At 47.9% G+C, this 16787-nt stretch carries 13 protein-coding genes and 1 riboswitch; of the genes, 9 read left to right on the top strand and 4 right to left on the bottom strand.

Features of this window, described 5'->3' with window-relative positions:
- Positions 1-48 precede the first annotated feature (48 nt).
- Genes CAGA_RS09405 through CAGA_RS09420 form a run of 4 tightly spaced genes read right to left on the bottom strand, consistent with a single transcriptional unit; the run spans position 49 to position 4550 of the window.
- Positions 49-780 (bottom strand): ECF transporter S component, encoded by a 732-nt coding sequence (locus CAGA_RS09405; RefSeq protein WP_135660177.1) that lies wholly within the window; start codon positions 778-780, stop codon positions 49-51.
- Complete coding sequence (locus tag CAGA_RS09410) at positions 753-2429, bottom strand: ABC transporter ATP-binding protein (protein ID WP_135660179.1); 1677 nt, start codon at positions 2427-2429, stop codon at positions 753-755. Before CAGA_RS09410 ends, CAGA_RS09405 begins: the two co-directional genes overlap by 28 nt.
- Positions 2402-3304 carry an energy-coupling factor transporter transmembrane component T gene (locus CAGA_RS09415; protein ID WP_135660181.1) on the bottom strand — a complete coding sequence of 301 codons (903 nt, stop codon included), beginning with the start codon at positions 3302-3304 and terminating at the stop codon, positions 2402-2404. The genes CAGA_RS09410 and CAGA_RS09415 overlap by 28 nt, the downstream gene beginning before the upstream one ends.
- Positions 3288-4550, bottom strand: coding sequence for a DUF4430 domain-containing protein (locus CAGA_RS09420; protein WP_243113014.1), 1263 nt, complete (start codon positions 4548-4550; stop codon positions 3288-3290). The genes CAGA_RS09415 and CAGA_RS09420 overlap by 17 nt, the downstream gene beginning before the upstream one ends.
- Before the next feature lie 165 nt (positions 4551-4715).
- A riboswitch (cobalamin riboswitch) is annotated at positions 4716-4897 on the bottom strand.
- 261 nt (positions 4898-5158) lie between these two features.
- Between CAGA_RS09420 and CAGA_RS09425 the strand changes: the two genes are divergently transcribed.
- The 9 genes from CAGA_RS09425 (at position 5159) to CAGA_RS09465 (ending at position 16784) form a co-directional block, all read left to right on the top strand.
- The gene (locus CAGA_RS09425) at positions 5159-6913 is read left to right on the top strand and encodes a sensor histidine kinase (RefSeq protein WP_167875209.1); all 1755 of its coding nucleotides are present in this window, start codon (positions 5159-5161) and stop codon (positions 6911-6913) included.
- Positions 6914-7035: 122 nt separating this feature from the next.
- On the top strand, positions 7036-8427 hold the full coding sequence (locus CAGA_RS09430; RefSeq protein WP_135660185.1) for an ABC transporter substrate-binding protein: 1392 nt from the start codon (positions 7036-7038) through the stop codon (positions 8425-8427).
- A gap of 122 nt (positions 8428-8549) precedes the next feature.
- Entirely contained in the window at positions 8550-9446 is an 897-nt protein-coding gene (locus tag CAGA_RS09435) for a carbohydrate ABC transporter permease (protein ID WP_135660187.1), read from the top strand.
- Positions 9447-9459: 13 nt separating this feature from the next.
- Positions 9460-10332, top strand: coding sequence for a carbohydrate ABC transporter permease (locus CAGA_RS09440; protein WP_135660189.1), 873 nt, complete (start codon positions 9460-9462; stop codon positions 10330-10332).
- 102 nt (positions 10333-10434) lie between these two features.
- Positions 10435-11208, top strand: coding sequence for a response regulator transcription factor (locus CAGA_RS09445; RefSeq protein ID WP_135660191.1), 774 nt, complete (start codon positions 10435-10437; stop codon positions 11206-11208).
- A gap of 102 nt (positions 11209-11310) precedes the next feature.
- Entirely contained in the window at positions 11311-13071 is a 1761-nt protein-coding gene (locus tag CAGA_RS09450) for a glycoside hydrolase family 9 protein (RefSeq protein WP_135660193.1), read from the top strand.
- Positions 13072-13651: 580 nt separating this feature from the next.
- Positions 13652-14602, top strand: coding sequence for a leucine-rich repeat domain-containing protein (locus CAGA_RS09455; protein ID WP_167875210.1), 951 nt, complete (start codon positions 13652-13654; stop codon positions 14600-14602).
- A 172-nt stretch (positions 14603-14774) separates the two neighbouring features.
- A complete protein-coding gene (locus CAGA_RS09460; protein WP_167875211.1) occupies positions 14775-16247 on the top strand; it encodes a transglutaminase domain-containing protein in 1473 nt (490 codons plus the stop codon).
- Positions 16248-16502: 255 nt separating this feature from the next.
- Entirely contained in the window at positions 16503-16784 is a 282-nt protein-coding gene (locus CAGA_RS09465) for a DUF503 domain-containing protein (RefSeq protein WP_135660200.1), read from the top strand.
- Positions 16785-16787 lie beyond the last annotated feature (3 nt).

Below are 16787 nucleotides of genomic sequence, written 5' to 3' on the forward strand. Positions count from 1 at the left end.
GTATATGGATGCGCCCTTTTGGAAACGCGGATTTGCAAATTGAGTTCGCTAGGAATCTTTGAGCAGTTCACTTTCGTTAATCAGGCCGTACTTTACTCGGATCCTTGTGATTTTTTCAATCATGGGTTCTTCTATAAAAAACAGGAACAGTACGGTTGACGCGGCGTGAACCAGATCGAATGGGATGCCGGAAAGATAGGCTGCAAGGAGAAGGTCCTTGTTGATCGTAGATGAAAACATCAGGACGGAGTCGAAGTTCATCAGCCCGCCGTAAATCAGAAAAGTGGACAATCCGCCGAAAACGCAGAGATCCAGCTTGCGAAGCTTTAAAATACCTTTCCGGTGAAGGACCCCCGCCCAAAAGCCGATGATCCCGAAGCTGAACATCTGCCACGGCGTCCATGGCCCCTGCCCGTAAAAAAAGTTGGAAACAAAGCCCGAAAGCGCGCCGACCAGAAAGCCGGATTCCGGCCCCAGGCAGACGGCGGAAATGATCACGATGGCGGCGACCGGCTTAAAATGGGGAAGCATGAAAAACGCTGCCCTTCCGATTACCGCAATGGCGGAAAGGGAACAGACCAGGATAATTTCACGCGCCCTCGGCCCCCGTTGCTCGAAAACAAGGAGGAAGGGCAGCATGGTGTAAATCAGGATGGCAATGCTGATAAAGTAGTACTTCCGATCGTGAAGGAACACCACGCCGAATGCGATAGTGAGCGGAATGGCAATCAGAATCAGGACGGAAGAAAGAATCAGCCTCTTATCAAATTTTCTCTGCATAATGGAATCACTTCCTCATAGGTGAGACAGTTTGGAAAGATATCCCGTACAATTCGGTTTAAAGGGGTGGTGTAGAAACGGTTTCCGGTAAAAAACTGTCGAACGGTATTTTCCGCGATAATCTCACCGTTAAACATCAGCGCGCAGACATCCGAACAGTCCGCGCAGAAATCAAGGTCGTGGGAGACCAGCACAATGGTTTTGCCCTGTGCTTTCAAAGCTTTCAACCATTGGGACAGCTTCTGTTTAAAGACCGAATCGATTCCTTTGGTCGGCTCGTCCAAAAGGAGAATCCGCGGGTTTGTCAGCATAACCTTGGCCATTGCCGCGCATTGCTGTTCGCCGCCGCTCAGATCAAACGGGTGGCGCGCCAGTAAAGGTTCCAGATGAAAGAATTCCGACACGTTTTTTATCTGCGCTTCGGCACTTTCCCGGTCGGGAGAAATCCGCGCCGCGAGCTCTTCCAAATCTAGGCGGACGGTTTTGCGCCGGAACAGGTTTTGTGGCTCCTGCGGGAGGTAGCCGAACAGATCCCTGTACCGTTCTTCCGGCTTTATTTTAAACAAATCCTGCCCAAACAGCTTCACTTTGCCCCGGTACGGCGCATAGACTCCGCCGATCAGGGAAAGGAGGGTGGATTTTCCTACGCCGTTTCCGCCGACAATGCTGTACACAGTCCCCTGCCGGATTTGAAGCGACACGCCTTTTACAATGTCCCTTTCTTTTTTGTCGTATCGGAACCAGACATCGCTCAGGGTGACTGCAGGAGCGCCGTCAGGAAGGGGCTGCTTTTGCTCCGGCTTCGTTTCCGGTTCCGCTTGGGGCCGGACAGTTGCTTCCAGCCATTGTTTGGCTTCCTTCACATTGACCGGCGATTCGCCGCTGCAAAACGCGGTAAAGATTTTCACACAGTCGGGGAGCGCCGCCGCCATATCGCTGTTTATTCTGTTCATTTCCCTTCCGATTTCGCGGGGTTTTGTATCCAGTACGAGCCTGCCCCCGTCCATAAAAAGGACGCGGGAGCAGACCGGGAGGACTTCTTCCAGATGGTGTTCTGAAATCAGAATGGTAACGTCCAGCTCTTCGTTGATTTTCCGGAGCATCTGAACAAAATTGGCGGTCGCAATCGGGTCTAGCTGCGAGGTGGGCTCGTCCAGCAGAAGCACCTGCGGTTGCATCACCATAACCGAGGCAAGGTTCAAAATCTGCCGCTGCCCGCCGGACAGCTCGGTAACGGGTTTATAAAACCAGTCTTGTATTCCAAAAAAAGAAGCCATTTCGGCAACCCGTAAACGGATGGTTTTACTGTCGCAGCCCAGGCTTTCTAGCCCGAACGCGAGCTCGTGCCATACCTTGTCGGTTACGATCTGGTTGTCCGGATTCTGGGAAACAAAGCCGATGGCGGTGCTTTGCTCCCGGTGGGAAAGGCTGGTGATGTCCCTTCCGCAGAATTCGATGCTGCCTTTGCGCTTGCCAAACGGCGCGATGACCGGCTTTAACTGTTTCAGAAACGTGCTTTTGCCGCAGCCCGATCGGCCGAACAGTAAGATAAAGTCCCCTTTTTGCACGGACAGGTTCATATCGGAAAGCCCCGTGCCGTTTGTATTCGGATAGGAAAAGCTCAATCCGGTGATTTTAATTTGTTCCATACAATGTTTTCTCTCCTATTCACGATGATGGGAAGCAGGCAGAACAGGGCGTACGCAAGATAAAACGCGGCGCTTTTGCCTTCCGGCCATGCGATACGGATGGCCGGAAAGTAAACCGATTCAAACTTTCCCAGCCCAAGCCCCAAAAGAAGGGCAAAGAGCAGTGCGGCTTCCGTGGCCAAAAGGGTTTTGTCCCTACGCTTCCACGAAAAGACGGAAAACGAGGTTCTTCCTTTCAGCCCGAATCCTCTTGCCTTCATGGAATCCGCCGTTTCAATCGCGTTTTCCAAAGCCCACGTGATTAAAATTGAAAGAATCTGGATGCCGTTCTTTACGCGTTGCAGAAGATTCCCGTGGGAAGCGTCCATTCCGATGCAGAGCTGCGCGTTCGCTATTTTTTTGATTTGCGCCTTATATCTTGGCACAAACCGCAGGGTCATGGAAAACATCAGGGATAAAACGGGAATCAGCCTGCCAAACAGATACATTAGCTTATCGCTCGTCAAGATTTTGTTGAAGCAGGAAAAGGCGATGATTACCGTAATGAAAGCGCCGCCGGAAACAATGCCGAATGCAATCGATTCCAGCGTGACGGGATTCTCGTTCAGATAGAACAGGATGGTCACGCCGGCGTGGCTGAACAGCGGGTTGATCAGGGATACGATGACCGTGACAGGAAGCATGCAGAAAATGTTGAACCGGATGGCTTTCCGTCCGTTAAGCTGTACGGAATACAGAAATACGGAGCAGAAGGAAATGGCCAGCAGGACGGGATGTAGGAAGAACATGGTGAAAAAGAGTACAACACAGAAATACAGGAATAAGATGACCGGATGATAGCTTGAAAACGCATCCGGACTATTTTTTTGAAACATCCCAGTCACAGCCCACATCCCTTCCTAAATCACAGGTAAACCGCCAGTCCACAACGTCCCCGTCTTTTAATAGATAGCGGCTGCAGCCGTAATTCGGGTACCAGCCGTTTACCTTGTACATCCATCCGCTCAGCTCGCCGCAGTCAAATTCATAAAGATTGTGGATTCCCTCGATATAGTTGGAATTGTACATCGGGGTCGCCCGGTATTCCATCTGGATGGATTCTTTTTTCGTTTCCCGCAGCAGAATATCAAATACCGATTCACCTTCGTAAAAAAGGACTCTCCGCGGTTTCATAATGATTCCGTCGGGCGGCATGACCGATTGCTTTTCCTTGTTCAGGCGATCCATGTTGTTCAGAATGGTTTTGCAGTCGATCGAAAGCGTGCAGTAGTATGCCTTTTTCGTGTTTTTCTTAACATCCTGCGGTTCAACCGGCTTTGGCTTTCCGGGCGGAGTGGGGTCTGTCAAATACCGGTCTTTTCCGGATGCTTTTGAAGAAGCATTCCCGCCGGAAGGGGAACCTGTTTTGCTTTTGGCTTTCCCGGAAGCGCCGCCCTTGTTTTGGGCGGGCGCGCCGGATACCGCCGCTTTTTGCTCCGCTTCGGAGGAGCCTGTGCCCTCTGGGCTTTGGTTGGCCGCCGCGGAAGCCGGATCGCCCGTCTTATCGGACGGGCTGGAAACAACCTGCGCGGCATCCTCATGGAATGAGGAATCGACCGCGGCAAGGTACAGGTCGTCCATGGTGCTGTCCATCGGGAGCAACACAGAAGAAGTCTTGTCGTTATTCAGCGGCGATTCCCGCAGCATTTGGATTGCGTCTGCGGTTTTCCGGTAAATGCGTACCTTTTGCACGCCCCATAATGTTGGAAAATCAATTTTCAGCGAGGTTTTTGCCTGTATCAGATTCTGCTCATGAAAATGCAGTTTCACCCGGTTTGAAGAAACCACCGCGCTGCCCAAATCGCTTCCAGCGTCCGAAATATCGACTTTCAGGTTCTGCGCGGCGGGTGAAGAAATGGATGCGCCGTCAAAGAACCAGGAATACGAAATCTCTCCGCTTTTCCCTTGGAACGTGAGAATCCGCGCGTCTTTTTTTGCGCTTTCAAAGACCGATTCCTTTATAATGCCGTCGCCGGGCAAGGCGGACGTGTTGGAAACGGAGCTGACGGAACAGCCGAAAAACAGTACTGCGGCCGTTGAAACGGCGAGGAACGCCTCCAGCATTTTTTTTAGTGTCCTCATAAATACCCCTCCAAACTGCCGAATGTTTTCCATGGCAGTAAGCAAAAACCATTATATAAAAAGAACTGACACTTTTCATAAGCGTCAGTTCAATTCATAAAAACAAGCAGGTATGCCTGCGCGCATATCTGCAAACTATGAAAATCCCCTTTTCTTACCAAAAGTTGCTTTTCAAAGATTCCGGCAGGTCTCCCGACTTCAGATTATCCCGGAGTTTACCCTTCTCATGCAAAAGCACAATGGTTATGTAAACCCAGTCCCCGTTCACGGTAGAGTAAGCTGTTAGAGATTTTCACTCTATTCCCTTTTGATTCATGTGAAATGAAACCGAAATCAATATTCAGTTTTGTGATCAACAAGTGTTTTTTCTGATTTTATTATTATAGCATATTCCGAGAGATTTTCCACAATAAATTGCCGGGGAATGCAATCAATTTATTGTAAGGGAGCCTTCGGCCGCTTTATCGGACAGGCCTACCTTAATGGAAAGGGTATGCTCCGAAGGATACGCTAGAATTGGAAATGAATTTCCAATTCTCCGCAGATACGATATAATACTACTGAGGAATATCGTTTTCAATACAGTTAAAAGGGGAAAGGGGAACATTATGAATAGGGAAAAGAATCCGGAAGGGAAAAAGAAGCGCTCTTTGAAAACAAATGTGTTATTTACGGTTATTTTCTTTTGGGTGCTGCCGCTTTTGGTTATTATCGGGATCGCGGGCGTCTACACCTCGGATCAGATCCGGAATCGGATGATGGAAAATATTACAAATAGTGTCATCGCTTCTGCGGAAATCTGTGCGGCGCAGATTGATGCGTCGGTGAACGCTTCCTATGCCGCTACATATAATCCCGATATCTCCGATGCTTATTACCGTTATTTGAACCGGAAGATTATGAAATACAGTTCGGATGAGCTGTATGCCGATGTAACAAACTTTCTCAAAGTACAGTACGGCAACAGCAGCCAGTTCGACATGACCGTCCTTTACTACGATGATGACCCCGATACGCTTTATTATACGTACAACGAGACGTCGGGGATGACCTTTGTCCAATATCAGAAATACCATACGGATGTTCATGAAAAGATCTGTGATTTTGCCAAATCGCTCGGAAACCGGGTTGGCTTTTACAGCATGGACGGAAAATATTATTTGGTACGTAATCTGGTGAACAGTTATACGTTTGCGCCTTACGCGACGCTTGTTTTACAGTTGAATAAGGCAAATGTTTTTGGCAACCTGATGAATGTTGTGTATGGAACGGATTCTACTGTTTGGATTGACGACAGCGCCATGCAGATAAAAGGTTCGCTGATTTCAAAGGTTGAATACGAGGCTGCGGTAAATTCCCCGAACCGGTATCCAGCGCTTATCACCGGTTCAAAAAAGATGAATATTGGAACGCTAAACTATGCCATCCGAATAAATTCCTCTGAAATTATGGCGTCTCTTGCGCATTTTCAGTTGCTCCTGTTTTTGCTGTGCCTTTTGGTGCTCCCCCTTCTTTGCTGGGCTTATTACTTCTTTACCCGGAACGTAACCCGGCCGATTTCCAGATTTCTGGAGATGTATCAAAAGCTGGGAAATGGAAATTTCGGTATCCATATGGAAGAAGATTTTCCGAACCGGGATTTTGAACATCTTTCCAAGGATTTTAACCGGATGTCCGACCGCCTGAAAGCGCAGTTTGAACAGATTTATAATGATGAGCTGGCGCTGCGCGACGCAAAAATCATGGCACTCCAGGCCCAGATCAATCCCTATTTTTTGAATAATACGTTGGAACTGATTAACTGGGAATCCCGCATGATCGGCAATGAGAAGATATCCAATATGATTAATGCGCTGGCAACGATGCTTAACGCCGCCATGTGCCGCAAGAACAGCCGCCTGATTCCGCTTTCCGAAGAAATGAAGTACGTAAATTCCTATCTGTATATCATTAAACAGCGGCTTGGAAGCAGGCTGACGGTAAAAATGGAAATTGACGAATCCCTGTTAACCTGTATGGTGCCCCGCCTGGTGATGCAGCCGATTCTTGAAAACGCCGTGGAGCATGGGGTGGATTCCCAGAGAAACGGTGAAATCTTTATCCGGGTTTACCGGGTGGAAAATCAGCTTACCCTCGAGGTGGAAAACACGGGAATCATGACCGAAGACGACAAGCAGAAAATTGCCCGGCTGCTTACGGACGGCTACAATTCCCAGATTGAGCATTCCGGCAGCCTTGGTATTCACAATGTTTATCAGAGGCTGCATATCCTTTACGGTTCGTATGGAAATCTGGAAATCAGCACAGCGGAAAACGGGAATACCGTTGCAAAAATAACACTTCCTGCGGAGCAAAAGTCCTAAAAATCATATAATGAACAATATTATACAACAAATGGCAAGTTCATATATTGTAATAGAATTGTGAAAAAGTTATGATATTTAGCAGAGGACGAATACAATATTTATACAGTATGGAGGAAAATATGAAAAGGATTTTAGCGATGGTTCTGTCAGTCTTAATGGCTGCGTCCGTATTTACAGCGTGCGGAAGCAGCAAGTCTGCCGCAACGGAATCAAAAAGCGATACGCCGTCCGCTGCGGCTGCCGGGAAAAAGGTTTCACTCGACGTAGTTACTTCCTACGGCGGAGACGACGGCAACAGGAAAAACTATGAAGCGGCGGTAAAAGCCTGGGAACAGAAAACCGGCAATACGATCAGGGACTCTTCCGGTACCGGCAACGAGGACTGGAAGGTCAAGGTAATGAACAGCTTTGAAGTCGGTTCCGAACCTGACGTCCTCTTTTTCTTTAACGGAGCGGATTCCAATAAGCTGGTAAAAAACAAAAAGGTCGTCTCAATCGACGAAATCCGCAAACAATATCCCGATTATGCGAAAAATATGAGGGAAGATATGCTGGGCGCTTCTCCTGTGGATGGCAAGAATTACAGCATACCTGTGAACGGTTACTGGGAATCCATGTTTGTAAATACCAAGGTTCTGAAGGATTGCGGAATTACGGTTCCAATGGTGGGCTATACATACGACCAGTTCTTAAAGGACTGCGAAATCATTAAAAATAAGGGCTATACGCCGATTGCAGCCTCTCTTGCGGAAGTTCCGAATTACTGGTTCGAATTTTTAGCCTACAATTATATGAGCCCGACAACCTTTAACACCATGCCACAATCCATCACAGATGATGCCGGTAAGGCGTGGATTAACGGTTTAAATGACTTAAAGGAATTGTTTGAAAAAGGCTATTTCCCCAAGAATACCAATTCCACAACCGATGCGGACACCAACAACCTGATGGCAAAAAATAAGGCGGCCTTCATGATTGACGGTTCCTGGAAAGTCGGCTGGTTTGAGGAAAATATGAAAGAGGATATGGACGGAGACGGGAAGCCGGATATCGAGAATATTGATGTTGTTTTCCCGCCGGTAAAGGGTTCCACAAGAGCTTCCACAGATTACATCGGGGGCATTTCCATGGGTTACTTTATTACCACCAAGGCTTGGAACAACCCTGAAAAGCGCGACGCCTGCGTGGATTTCGTTTCTCATATGACGCAGGACGATGTTGTTTCCACCTTCTGCGCCGCCGGTTCGATTTCCGCTTTGAAGAACGGTGTTATCTCTCCAAGCACGGCATCCCCTCTGGTAAAGAAGGTAAATGAGATGAACAAGAAGGTTACCGGAATTTCTGCCGCTGTTGAAGATTTGATGGATAACAAGAGCGTGCGCACTCCATTTTTTGCCGACGTAAAAAATATGGTTACCGGTAAGCTGGATATTACGAAAGCCGTCGGCAATGTTATTGCCGCCCAGAAAGCTTTCCAAGCGCAGACCTCAAATTCTTCCGAGGCTTCCTGAGTCAATAAACGAAATCGGTTACGCAAATTTGCAGTATGATATGATAATTGACCTACCAAGAATTACACTGGATGAGCCGGGGAGAAAGCCTCTCCCCGGCTTTTTTGAAAAGAGGCAGTCACATGAATGCAATGATATATCGAAAAAAGGGAGCACTATTTTTATTCCTGATCCCGTCCTTGCTTTTTATGGCGGTTTTTTTGTATTACCCGTTTGTCATGAACGTTATTAACAGCTTTTTACATATTACCGCGTTGGGGGATAAGGCGCTCGGCGTCAATCAGCCCTGGTATGAAAATTACGTTAAGCTTTTTCAGGACCCGCTTATGGGCGTGGCCATGAAAAACACGTTTTTGATGATCCTTCTGACCATCGTTTTTCAGGTGGGCATCGCGCTAGTGCTGGCGCTTTTAGTCGACAACATTCGCTTTGGCACCCAGTTTTTCCGTACGGCGTTTTTTTTCCCGATCGTTATCTCCGCCTCCGCGCTCGGCCTGATGTTCAATCTGGTCTTTCTGTATGACGGTGGTATGATCAATCAGCTTTTGCAGGCCATTCACCTTCAGCAGGCCGACCTTCCGATTGATTGGAAGGATAAATCGCACGCGCTTGCCACCATGTTCATTCCGGTTTGCTGGCAGTACGTGGGTTTCTATTTCGTGATTCTCGCGACGGGCTTGAATAATATTTCACAGGAGCTGTACGAAGCGGCTGAAATCGACGGTGCGACCAAAATGCAGCGCATAGGTTGCATCACTCTGCCTTTGCTTCGCAATACGCTTTGTACCTGCCTGGTTTTAGCCATTACCGGTGCGCTGAAAGTCTTTGATCTGCCATGGGTCATGTTCCCTTCCGGAATGCCGATGGATACCACATGGCTGACCGGCACATATATGTACCAGCAGGCATGGAAACTGGGGGACGTAGACTACAGTTCAACAATTGCGATCGCAATTGTGGTTCTGGGAGTTGTCCTTTCTCAGGCCGCAAGCCGCATATTTAAAGAGAAAGAGTATTGAAAGGAAGGAACCAATGACTGCTCTGTCGAAACGGAAAAGCCCGGTCAGCGTCAGTAAGATCATTGTTTATCTGGTACTGATCGTGTGGTCGCTGACCACAATTTACCCCTTTATCTGGGTTATAATGAACTCATTCAAGAAAAATGCCTATATTCAGCAAAGCTCGTTTACCCTACCGGTTGGGAAAAGGTTCACGATGCAAAACTTTCAAACGGCTTTTGAGCGCATTGATATTGGAAGCGCCTATCTGAACAGCCTGCTGATTTCCATAGCGGTAACCATACTGGTGATTATTCTGGCCGGCCTCAGCGCCTTTGCGCTTGCCCGCTACCAGTTCCGGGGCAAAAAAATACTGGAAAGCCTGATTGTTGCCAGCATGATGTTCCCTGTTTTCGCTACCATTATTCCGGTATTCCGTATGGAATACCGGTGGGGAATCGTTAATAATGACAACAATCTGATTTCCCTGCTGAGCGTAATCCTTCCACAGGTTGCCGGGAACCTTTCCTTTGCCATTATTGTACTGCGCGGATATATTCAAGGGCTTCCCATTGAATTGGAAGAGTCGGCTTTTCTGGAAGGCTGCAATGTGGTTCAGATTTTCACGAAGATTATTTTGCCGGTTGCAAAGCCATCCTTCGCTACGGTTTCCATCTTTACGTTCCTCTGGTCTTATAACGACCTGTTTACGCAGATGTTCTTTTTGGATCGCCCCGGAACCCGCACGATCACGCTCCTGCTCAGCCAGATTACGTCCCAGGCTGGAACAAACTATGGATTTATGAATGCTTCGGTCATTTTGGTTGTTATTCCGGTTTTGATTATTTACATCTTGCTACAGAAAAACATTATAAAGGGAATGACGATAGGTGCTGTGAAAGGCTGATTTATAGCGGAAACAGCTTTAAAAATACATCTTTTCTTCCTCTGCCCGTATGCGCACGGACATAGTAGCCTTTAGGTTTTTACAGAACGGGAGGTTATGGATTTGTATGACGTAATTCTCGTGGATGATGAATTGGTTATCGTGGAAGGACTGAAAAAAGTCGTAAACTGGAAAAAATACGGGTGCAGAGTGGTTGCAACTGCGGACGACGCAACCACGGGCGCGCAGAAAATCCGGAAATTCAAGCCGGATATCCTGTTTACGGATATCCGCATGGCGCATATAGATGGATTGACAATGCTTGCCGGGGTAAAAAGCGAATTCCCCAATATGCAGATTGCGGTGCTAACCGGATATCGTGATTTCGAATACGCGCAAAAGGCAATTCAACTGGGGGTCACCCGCTTTTTACTGAAGCCCTCGCAAATGGATGAAATTAACGAAACGCTGGAAGTGATGACGGCGAGGCTGGATCAGTTGTATTCGGATTCCGTTGTAAAAATGGATTTTTCCCCGGTGGATTCGGACGGAGAATCCGGCAATATGGTTGTGAGCGCGGCGCTCCAGTATATGAAAGAACATTATACGGAAAAAATAAAGCTGACCGACGTTGCAGATAAAGCTTATGTAAGTCAGTGGCATCTAAGCAAGCTGCTGAATAAATATACGCATCAGAGCTTTAATGACCTGTTGAATCAGATGCGGATTGAAAAAGCGAAGGAGCTTCTTTGCGACCCTTCCCTGAAAGTACATGAAATCGGCGACTATTTAGCGTTTAATGATGTAACGCATTTTTCAAAGACTTTTAAAAAATTTGTACATTGCACACCGCTTGAATATCGGAATTCCGGCTGTGGGAACCGGTCTCCGGCATAGTCCGGCAAGGCGGTGGGGAAAGGGGAGGATTCCGCCCTTTTGCGGCACAGCGGTTTCCCCTTCCAAAGTGCGCCGGAAATTTTATTTGGAAAGGGTAATTCAATGAAAATACTGACGAATCATCTCGGTTATGAAACGGCGGACTATAAAAAAGCGGTATATCAGGGAAAGGAAGGTGACGGCGCGGAACGCTTTTCGCTGGTGGATGAAAGCAGCGGCGAAACGGTTTTTTCCGGAACCGCGCTGTATGCGGGCCCGGTAGGACGCTGGAATACAGGCAGCTACTGGACGATGGATTTTTCCCCAGTTCAAAAGCCGGGAACATATGTTGTTGAATTGGAAACGAACCGCGGGAAGGTTCGATCCTTCCCGTTTGAAATTGCGGTGTGCCAGCACAGCATGCGCATGCTGAATGCAGTGACGTATTATTTTAAAGCGCAGCGCTCAACCGGCGAATGGCTGGAGGAGGATCGCTGCCTGCCTTTTTATGGAGAGCGCGAGGGGGTGTGGGACGTTCACGGAGGTTGGTTCGACGCGACCGGCGATTGCGGTATCCGAATGTCGCACTTATCCCACAGCACGACCCACAATCCCCAGCAGTTGGGGTGGAGCGCCTATGTTTTCTTACAGGCGGCAGATTTGTTGATGAAGTCCGGAAATAAGAATTATTCCATACTGGAGCGGCGTATGCTGGATGAAGGCACTTTCGGTGCGGATTTTATTATGCGCATGCAGGCGCCGTCGGGGTCGTTTTTTACCGCAATCCTGCGTAGCGATTCATTCGGATGCGTGCATGGAAACCGCGGGATCGGATTCGAATACCATCACTCCAGCAATCAGTTTTCAGAAAAAGCGGAAACCGCGGACGAAGAAACCATAGGCGATGAAAATTACGAAGTCAGCTTCCGTTCAGGAGGGGGAATGTGTATTGCGGCGTTGGCGGCGGCGTCCCGCCATTATTACCCCGGTACGGATTTTACACAGGGTCAGTATATTGCCGCGGCGAAACGCGCATGGGACACCCTGTACCATAATAACGAACGTTATACAAATGATGGCCAATGGAATTTGATTGACGAATACTGCGCGCTGTTTGCCGCGACGGAGTTGTATAAGGCAACACGCGAATATGCGTATCTTGTCCGGGCGGAGGAAATGGCCGGTCGCATTATGAACCGCATGCTCCCCCTTGGGGATGCTTTGGCATGGTTTGAGGTCCTGCCCGGAGAGCCGTTTTATTCGGCTACCGATGAGGGAATGCCGGTACTTGCGCTTCTTGCCTTTGCGGAAATTGAACCGGATGCGCGAGAGAAAGTGCGGGCGGAGGCATCTGCTGAAAAGGCGATGCGCTGGTGCCTGCACATGGCCTCCCAGTGTGTGAACCCGTTCGGCTATCCCCGGTATCAGCACCGTGACGCCGACGGGAGGATTGTTAATCGTTTTTTCTACTGCCATGAATCCTCGGCAAAGCCGTGGTGGCAGGGCGACAACGCAAGGCTGGCTTCCCTTTCCAGCGCAGCCCGCGCCGTTGCGGAACGTACTTCCGACCGGCAGCTTCAAGAGGATTTGCTGCGCTTTGCGCAGGATCAGCTGAACTGGATTATGGGGTGCAATCCGTTTGACGCTTGTATGATTGAAGGCTACGGCCGCAACAATATACAGTATTTCTTTAAAGGACGCTACGATTTTATGAACTGCCCGGGCGGCATTTGCAACGGTATTACCAGTGCTTTGCACGACGAGGAAGGAATCGCCTTTATCCGTAAGCCGACAGATGAAATAGATGATAACTGGCGCTGGGCGGAGCAATGGATTCCGCATGCGAGCTGGTTTCTGTTGGCCAATGCGTTAAAGAAGCGATAAAACTTGAAACCATAGAAAGGGGGGAGGCAATCGAGGTTGAATCTGAACCGTTTCCTGTTTTTCTGTAGGGGAGGCGAGAATCAGAAAGGAGGGACTCTCCGTGAGCCTCATTTCCCGGCCTATGACGACCGGACAAATCCAATAAAATAAAATAAGCTTATGCCGAAAAAGCCTGAATGACCATGAGAATCATTCAGGCTTTTCAACCGCTGGTTAATGGGAAATTCGCATTTTTAATTTCGTAACACATTTTTCTTATTACCTTTATAATATCTTCATTTTAATATCATAATTCCTTTGTATACTAAAATCAATCCAAGGGGATAACCGAAATACTGAAATAAATTACTGCTATCAGCCTATGGCCCAGGACGGAATACCGAACCATAGGCCGGCAGACCAAAAAACTTCCTTTTCAAGGATTTAATATATAACTTTTTTTCATACCCCTCCCAATTGAAAGTGCTGTCAGCGTTTTGACGGCACTTTTTAATATTGAAAAAACAGAATAAACGGCGTATAATAAAAATTACCAATTCTTTACGGATATTATTCTATGGAAATAGAAGGAGGAGTAAAATTGATTCGATTACGGATGAAAAAGGTGCTGTCCCTTTTTCTTCTTATGACTATTCTGACGGGAGTTGTGCAGTATAGCGGCACAGCGGTTGCTTCGGCTGCAAAATCGGATTTCACCATCGTCCGCGGCGTGCTTACCAAATACAATGGTTCAGCGCCGACGGTCACCATCCCCAATACGGTTACTGCGATTGGCGACTATGCTTTTAAGGAACATACGGAAATGACCGCCGTCAAAATTCCGAACACAGTTACTTCTATTGGGAAATATGCCTTTCAGGAATGCTCTTCCTTAAAGAAAATCGTAATTCCCGACAGCGTTGAGTCGATCGGGATTTATGCGTTTGACCAATGTAGGGACTTAAAAAAAGTAACGCTTTCCAATAAGCTGACAAGCATCGGCGTCCATACATTCAGCGAGTGCGAAAGCCTTATGCAGATTACCATTCCCGACGACGTAACTTCCATTGGAAATTATGCGTTCAGCGACTGCACGGAATTAAAGGACATTACCATTTCAAGCTCGGTAAAATCGGTGGGAAAATATGCGTTCGACGGCTGTAGTGGTCTGACGATCAACGGCTACACAGATTCTTACATCCAGACTTATGCAGAGAAAAATAAAATCCCCTTTAAATCCATTGGCAATGGTACGCTTACCTTGGATACGAGGAGCTTGGTGTTCGCGCCCAGAAGCACTTATACAATCGGCGCGAATCTGGTTGGCTCCAATGTCTATGTCCGTGCGGCTTCCAACAACGGCAAGGTCGTTAAGGTTACAAAGATAAGCAACAAGACCTTCCAGTTAACCGCGCTGAAGGCCGGAAAGTCCGACATTGTTTTTACCGTTTATAAGAAGAATAAACCGATTGCTTCCACAAGCGTAAAGGTTGAAGCGAAATTCAAAGCGGAGACGCGCGGAAATTCTTCCCGGAAAACAATTAAGTTTTAGCATCTAAATTTACAGATAGAGCCCGCAAGCAAATTGCGGGTTTTTGTCATAATCGAATCTTGTTTCCCTGTTGTGAAAAAATAATTTTTTAACTATTTTATAAATTTTCACACAACACTCACATTTTCATGGTATAATGTGTGCGCATAAAACAACCGGGAGGAAATGGAAAATGAAATTTATCAGCCAGAAACGAATCCGCTCCGTAGTTGCGGGTGTTTTAGCTGCCGCAATGATGACGCTGCCGCTGTCCGGCTGTGGGCAAATACAAAATATTAATATCAATTCGGCGCTGGGTAGTGAGGTGTCTTCTCAAGCTGCTGCTTCGGTTGTAAATTCCAAAAGTTCCGTTGCTTCGAAAGCTCCGGAGGCTGTGCAGAAGGCGGCTGTTAAAGCGTCTTCCAAAGAGGTTTTCGGGAATTCTTCCATTAAAAAAATCAAAGAGGATTCTGCCGCGCAGAACAGTACGCACCTGAACGTTATCCGCACCGTGGCGCAGGCGCAGAGCGGCTACACACACATTGACCAGCGGGAAGGCTATAACTATCTTCCCGACATTGCCAGTCGGAATGTTTATAAACAGATTTTCCAGAGCGTTTATAAAATCGCGGTGAAGGCCACCGCCGAGGGATACTACCCCACGCAGAAAATCTTTGTTTCCGGAACGCAGCTTTCCGAAGCCCAGCTTCGTATCATCCTGTTGGCGTTCCTGAACGATAACCCGCAGATTTTCTGGCTCGCAAACGCGTATTCCTACTCTTACGGCAGCGGCGGCACCTATATCCAGCTATATTCGGTTGCGCCGCAGTCAACGTGCAACACCATGATTCAGAAAATGAACCAGAAAATCAGCGAGATTATAAAGGGCATGCCCTCGGGGTTGAACGAGTTTGACCGCGAACTGTACCTCTTTAAGTATATTGCGGACCATTGCACATACAATAACGACGCGGTTACCAATAACAATATCTGGCAGGCGTTTTCCGCCTATGGCGTGCTGATTGACGGCAAGGCCGTATGCGAAGGATACTCCAGAGCCATGCAGCTTCTTTGCAGCTATGCCGGCCTGCAGTGCATGCTTTTGACCGGGCAGAGCAACAATGTAAACCATATGTGGAATGTTATCAAAATCAACGGCAACTGGTATCATCTGGATATTACATGGAGCGACAGCAGCACCCTGGTTTACAATTACTTTAATATTAACGACGCGGTGGTTACCAAGACGCATACGATTTTCCCGAGCGCTTCTACCTTGACCGATGCCCAGATTGAGGGCAAGATTACCGGCAAGGCGGCGGAGTGCAACCTGACGGTTCCGGTCTGTACCGCAACGGCGGATAACTACTTTAAGGTAAAGGGCATTAAGGTCGGCAATCTGGATAGTGCGGACGACAATGCTGCCATAGCCGCTTTCACTTCCGCCATTCAGAGCAAGAGCGCTTCGGTTTCCTTCTATGTGGATGACAGCGTCGATTATGACCAGACCCTTGCGAAGCTGGTAACTGTTTCGCCGTATAAAATCCAGAATTGGGTATTGGATGCAAATACGAACAGTACCGGCAGCAAGATCAATACCAATAATTTGAAATATCTGACTGACAAGGATAACCGCGGCTTGACGATTTTCCTGTCCTATCAATAATCCCTTAAAAATACCCCCGAAACGTTGGCTGTTCAAACACAGCGATGCCAGCGTTTTGGGGATTCTGTTTTTAGGAACGGATCATGCCCACATTCTGATTCCAGGGGAGCTGCCCGCATATCCATATTCTGTACGGTATTGGAATGGCACGGTTCGGAGCGTTTGCGGATCCTTTGCAAACCATTTTTTGATTTTACAGGGGAAAATTGTTTTGCTATAATATTGGCAACAAAGACAGAACAGGGGGCGGCGGGCATGATTATCGGTGCGGCGGAAATAACGCTGTACGCGCCATGGGTTCGTTCCCTCAAAGAGAAGCGCATGGTGGTAAAAAGTATTCTTAATAAAGTGCGGAACCGTTTTCCGGTATCCGCCGCGGAAACGGGTTTGCAGGACGTGCATCAGACGGCTGTCATCGGGGTTGCCTGTGTTGCCGGTACGGTTTCCCAGGCGGACAGTATTCTTGACCATGTGATCGGTTTTATTGAGGAGAACACCGATGCGCAAATTACGAATATTGCAAGGGGAATCAGGTGAACG

Origin of the sequence: Caproiciproducens galactitolivorans, assembly GCF_004768785.1 — a bacterium.
In the GTDB taxonomy this organism is placed as follows: Bacteria; Bacillota; Clostridia; order Oscillospirales; family Acutalibacteraceae; genus Caproiciproducens; species Caproiciproducens galactitolivorans.

Excerpts from the sequence above, each read along its gene's own strand:
- CAGA_RS09440 (WP_135660189.1), top strand. The coding sequence starts at position 9,460 with ATGACTGCTCTGTCGAAACGGAAAAGCCCGGTCAGCGTCAGTAAGATC.
- CAGA_RS09420 (WP_243113014.1), bottom strand. The coding sequence starts at position 4,550 with ATGAGGACACTAAAAAAAATGCTGGAGGCGTTCCTCGCCGTTTCAACG.
- CAGA_RS09435 (WP_135660187.1), top strand. The coding sequence starts at position 8,550 with ATGAATGCAATGATATATCGAAAAAAGGGAGCACTATTTTTATTCCTG.
- CAGA_RS09425 (WP_167875209.1), top strand. The coding sequence starts at position 5,159 with ATGAATAGGGAAAAGAATCCGGAAGGGAAAAAGAAGCGCTCTTTGAAA.
- CAGA_RS09465 (WP_135660200.1), top strand. The coding sequence starts at position 16,503 with ATGATTATCGGTGCGGCGGAAATAACGCTGTACGCGCCATGGGTTCGT.
- CAGA_RS09430 (WP_135660185.1), top strand. The coding sequence starts at position 7,036 with ATGAAAAGGATTTTAGCGATGGTTCTGTCAGTCTTAATGGCTGCGTCC.
- CAGA_RS09410 (WP_135660179.1), bottom strand. The coding sequence starts at position 2,429 with ATGGAACAAATTAAAATCACCGGATTGAGCTTTTCCTATCCGAATACA.
- CAGA_RS09450 (WP_135660193.1), top strand. The coding sequence starts at position 11,311 with ATGAAAATACTGACGAATCATCTCGGTTATGAAACGGCGGACTATAAA.
- CAGA_RS09405 (WP_135660177.1), bottom strand. The coding sequence starts at position 780 with ATGCAGAGAAAATTTGATAAGAGGCTGATTCTTTCTTCCGTCCTGATT.
- CAGA_RS09415 (WP_135660181.1), bottom strand. The coding sequence starts at position 3,304 with ATGTTTCAAAAAAATAGTCCGGATGCGTTTTCAAGCTATCATCCGGTC.
- CAGA_RS09460 (WP_167875211.1), top strand. The coding sequence starts at position 14,775 with ATGAAATTTATCAGCCAGAAACGAATCCGCTCCGTAGTTGCGGGTGTT.